This window comes from Pseudonocardia phyllosphaerae, from assembly GCF_046546475.1.
GTDB lineage: Bacteria > Actinomycetota > Actinomycetes > Mycobacteriales > Pseudonocardiaceae > Pseudonocardia > Pseudonocardia phyllosphaerae.
Window position 1 is genome coordinate 1 of record NZ_JBKGXS010000016.1, and the last position, 5289, is coordinate 5289.

At 57.5% G+C, this 5289-nt stretch carries 3 rRNA genes; all 3 read right to left on the reverse strand.

Annotated elements, in window-relative coordinates:
• Positions 1–6 precede the first annotated feature (6 nt).
• Positions 7–123: ribosomal RNA gene (rrf, locus tag ACLE50_RS22285) — 5S ribosomal RNA — on the reverse strand.
• Positions 124–245: 122 nt separating this feature from the next.
• Positions 246–3330, reverse strand: a 23S ribosomal RNA gene (locus tag ACLE50_RS22290).
• Positions 3331–3630: 300 nt separating this feature from the next.
• A 16S ribosomal RNA gene (locus ACLE50_RS22295) occupies positions 3631–5153 on the reverse strand.
• Together the 16S, 23S and 5S rRNA genes form the textbook arrangement of a ribosomal RNA operon.
• Positions 5154–5289 lie beyond the last annotated feature (136 nt).

Here is a 5289-nt window from a genome sequence, read left to right on the forward strand (position 1 = left end):
GTTGAATGTCGGCGGCGACCTACTCTCCCACACCCTGACGAGTGCAGTACCATCGGCGCAGGAAGGCTTAGCTACCGGGTTCGGAATGGGACCGGGCGTTCCCCTACCGCTATGACCACCGACAACACTATCAACTTAGAACCCCAACCCACACCCCACAGAAAGGGGCACAGACCAGAGCAACCAGCCACACAACCAAAACAGGTTATGGACTCAGGGTCACACAGTGGATGCGAACAACATGTTGTGGCAAGCCCTCGGCCTATTAGTACCGGTCAACTCCACCCCTCACAGGGCTTCCATCTCCGGCCTATCAACCCAGTAATCTGCTGGGAGCCTTACCCACTCAAGGTGGTAGGAGACCTCATCTTGGAACAGGCTTCCCGCTTAGATGCCTTCAGCGGTTATCCCTCCCGAACATAGCCAACCAGCCGTGCCCCTGGCGGGACAACTGGCACACCAGAGGTTCGTCCGTCCCGGTCCTCTCGTACTAGGGACAGCCTTCCTCAAATCTCCAACGCGCGCGGCGGATAGGGACCGAACTGTCTCACGACGTTCTAAACCCAGCTCGCGTACCGCTTTAATGGGCGAACAGCCCAACCCTTGGGACCTACTCCAGCCCCAGGATGCGACGAGCCGACATCGAGGTGCCAAACCATGCCGTCGATATGGACTCTTGGGCAAGATCAGCCTGTTATCCCCGGGGTACCTTTTATCCGTTGAGCGACACCCCTTCCACAAGGAGGTGCCGGATCACTAGTCCCGACTTTCGTCCCTGCTCGACCTGTCGGTCTCACAGTCAAGCTCCCTTGTGCACTTACACTCAACACCTGATTGCCAACCAGGCTGAGGGAACCTTTGGGCGCCTCCGTTACTCTTTAGGAGGCAACCGCCCCAGTTAAACTACCCACCAGGCACTGTCCCTGAACCAGATCATGGCCCGAGGTTGAGACACCCAATTCGACCAGAGTGGTATTTCAACAACGACTCCACCACCACTGGCGTGATGGCTTCCCAGTCTCCCACCTATCCTACACAAGCCGAACCGAGCACCAATACCAAGCTATAGTAAAGGTCCCGGGGTCTTTCCGTCCTGCCGCGCGTAACGAGCATCTTTACTCGTAGTGCAATTTCGCCGAGTCTGTGGTCGAGACAGCGCCCAAGTCGTTACGCCATTCGTGCAGGTCGGAACTTACCCGACAAGGAATTTCGCTACCTTAGGATGGTTATAGTTACCACCGCCGTTTACTGGCGCTTAAATTCTCCGCTTCACCCCGAAGGATTAACGGGTCCTCTTAACGTTCCAGCACCGGGCAGGCGTCAGTCCGTATACATCGTCTTGCGACTTCGCACGGACCTGTGTTTTTAGTAAACAGTCGCTTGGGCCTGGTCTCTGCGACCGGCCATCGCTCCACCAGCAAGTGGCTTCACAACAACCGGCCCTCCTTCTCCCGAAGTTACGGAGGCATTTTGCCGAATTCCTTAACCACAGTTCTCTCGATCGCCTCGGTATTCTCTACCTGACCACCTGTGTCGGTTTAGGGTACGGGCCGCAACAGCACTCGCTAGAGGCTTTTCTCGACAGCATGGGATCACTCACTTCGCCTCAAACGGCTACGCATCACCTCTCACCCTCAACGACCCCCCGGATTTACCTAGGAGATCAGGCTACAGGCTTACACCACGACAACCACCGCGTGGCGGAGCTACCCTCCTGCGTCACCCCATCACTTGCCTACTACCAGATCGGATCCCACGCTCCCCCACAAACAACGCTCCCGAAGGAACGAAGGTGGGTTCGGGCGGTTAGCATCACTGACCTCAGCATGGACGCACTATCACGAGCACGGGAATATCAACCCGTTGTCCATCGACTACGCCTGACGGCCTCGCCTTAGGTCCCGGCTCACCCTGGGCGGAACAACCTGGCCCAGGAACCCTTGGTCATCCGGCGGCAGAGATTCTCACTCTGCATTCGCTACTCATGCCTGCATTCTCACTCCCACACCTTCCACCCGTAAATCACTCCCGGGCTTCACCAGATGCAGGACGCTCCCCTACCCAACAACACCAAAAGTGTCATTGCCACGGCTTCGGCGGTGCGCTTGAGCCCCGCTACATTGTCGGCGCAGGACCACTTGACCAGTGAGCTATTACGCACTCTTTCAAGGATGGCTGCTTCTAAGCCAACCTCCTGGTTGTCTGGGCGATCCCACATCCTTTTCCACTTAGCGCACGCTTAGGGGCCTTAGCCGGTGATCTGGGCTGTTTCCCTCTCGACCACGAAGCTTATCCCCCGCAGTCTCACTGCCGCGCTCTCACTCACCGGCATTCGGAGTTTGGCTGATTTCGGTAAGCTTGTAGGCCCCCTAGACCATCCAGTGCTCTACCTCCGGCGAGAAACACACGACGCTGCACCTAAATGCATTTCGGGGAGAACCAGCTATCACGAAGTTTGATTGGCCTTTCACCCCTACCCACAGCTCATCCCCCAGGTTTTCAACCCTGGTGGGTTCGGGCCTCCACGACGTCTTACCGACGCTTCACCCTGGCCATGGGTAGATCACTTCGCTTCGGGTCTATACCCCGCGACTCAACGCCCTATTCGGACTCGCTTTCGCTACGGCTACCCCACACGGGTTAACCTCGCCACGAAGCATAACTCGCAGGCTCATTCTTCAAAAGGCACGCCATCACCCCAAAAGGCTCTGACGGCTTGTAAGCACACGGTTTCAGGTACTATTTCACTCCCCTCCCGGGGTACTTTTCACCTTTCCCTCACGGTACTTGTCCGCTATCGGTCACCAGGTAGTATTTAGGCTTGACGGGTGGTCCCGCCAGATTCACAGCGAATTCCACGGGCTCGCTGCTACTCGGGAAAAACGTCCACACTGCACACTGCGTTTTCGCGTACGGGGCTATCACCCACTACGGCCGACCATCCCAGAGTCGTTCCGCTAACACAGCACAACAGCGTCCCACCCTCGGCAGAAGGTGAACAACGCATCCCACAACCCCACATCCGCAACACCTGCCGGCTTGACACGGACACGGTTTAGCCTCATCCGCTTTCGCTCGCCACTACTCACGGAATCACTATTTGTTTTCTCTTCCTGTGGGTACTGAGATGTTTCACTTCCCCACGTTCCCTCCACGCACCCTATGAATTCAGGTACGGGTAACACCCCATGACGGGTGCTGGGTTTCCCCATTCGGACACCCTCGGATCACAGCTCGGTTGACAGCTCCCCGAGGACTATCGCGGCCTCCCACGTCCTTCATCGGCTCCTGATGCCCAGGCATCCACCATGTGCTCTTAACAACTTGACCACAACAAGATGCTCGCATCCACTATGCAACACTCAACCCACAACCACACCCACCATCAACAAGCCACCACCCACACACAGCAGGCATTAGGACAAGCATCCAGCAGGGTCGGCCAGAGAAAACCCGCAAACACGGTGTCCCCTCAGGACCCAACAGTGTGTCGAACCAAAAAATCTGGCGCCTCGTGTTCCACCCAGTCACACCCGACCCACACTCGGGGCCGACAGTGCGAATCTGTCAAGGAACCACAACCTGCAACAAGCAGAAGAAGTGGCGCCCCACCACAGTGGGACTCCTTAGAAAGGAGGTGATCCAGCCGCACCTTCCGGTACGGCTACCTTGTTACGACTTCGTCCCAATCGCCAGTCCCACCTTCGACGACTCCCTCCCCACAGGGTTGGGCCGCCGGCTTCGGGTGTTACCAACTTTCGTGACGTGACGGGCGGTGTGTACAAGGCCCGGGAACGTATTCACCGCAGCGTTGCTGATCTGCGATTACTAGCGACTCCAACTTCACGGGGTCGAGTTGCAGACCCCGATCCGAACTGAGACTCACTTTAAGGGATTCGCTCCACCTCACGGTCTCGCAGCCCTCTGTATGAGCCATTGTAGCATGTGTGAAGCCCTGGACATAAGGGGCATGATGACTTGACGTCATCCCCACCTTCCTCCGAGTTGACCCCGGCAGTCTCCCATGAGTCCCCACCACTACGTGCTGGCAACATGGAACAAGGGTTGCGCTCGTTGCGGGACTTAACCCAACATCTCACGACACGAGCTGACGACAGCCATGCACCACCTGCACACAGGCCACAAGGGAAACGACATCTCTGCCGCGATCCTGTGCATGTCAAACCCAGGTAAGGTTCTTCGCGTTGCATCGAATTAATCCACATGCTCCGCCGCTTGTGCGGGCCCCCGTCAATTCCTTTGAGTTTTAGCCTTGCGGCCGTACTCCCCAGGCGGGGCGCTTAATGCGTTAGCTGCGGCACAGAAACCGTGGAATGGTCCCCACACCTAGCGCCCAACGTTTACGGCGTGGACTACCAGGGTATCTAATCCTGTTTGCTCCCCACGCTTTCGCTCCTCAGCGTCAGTATCGGCCCAGAGACCCGCCTTCGCCACCGGTGTTCTTCCTGATATCTGCGCATTTCACCGCTACACCAGGAATTCCAGTCTCCCCTGCCGAACTCAAGTGATGCCCGTATCGACCGCACGCTCAGAGTTAAGCCCCAAGTTTTCACGGCCGACGCGACACACCGCCTACGAGCTCTTTACGCCCAATAATTCCGGACAACGCTCGCACCCTACGTGTTACCGCGGCTGCTGGCACGTAGTTGGCCGGTGCTTCTTCTCCAGGTACCGTCACCCAAAGGCTTCGTCCCTGGCGAAAGAGGTTTACAACCCGAAGGCCGTCATCCCCCACGCGGCGTCGCTGCGTCAGGCTTCCGCCCATTGCGCAATATTCCCCACTGCTGCCTCCCGTAGGAGTCTGGGCCGTGTCTCAGTCCCAGTGTGGCCGGTCGCCCTCTCAGGCCGGCTACCCGTCACCGCCTTGGTAGGCCATTACCCCACCAACAAGCTGATAGGCCGCGGGCCCATCCTCAGCCGAAAAAACTTTCCACACACCACCATGCGATGGAGTGTCCTATCCGGTATTAGACCCAGTTTCCCGGGCTTATCCCGAAGCTGAGGGCAGGTCACCCACGTGTTACTCACCCGTTCGCCGCTCGTGTACCCCCGAAGGGGCCTTACCGCTCGACTTGCATGTGTTAAGCACGCCGCCAGCGTTCGTCCTGAGCCAGGATCAAACTCTCCAACAAAAACCCTGGACTTACCAAAGAAGCCGCCCGACCCGACGGGGTCAGACCAGACGGCAAAAACAATCTGGCACAAAAACGCCAAACCATATAATTTAGCTCGACACACTGTTGAGTTCTCAAAGGACACCCGCACCAC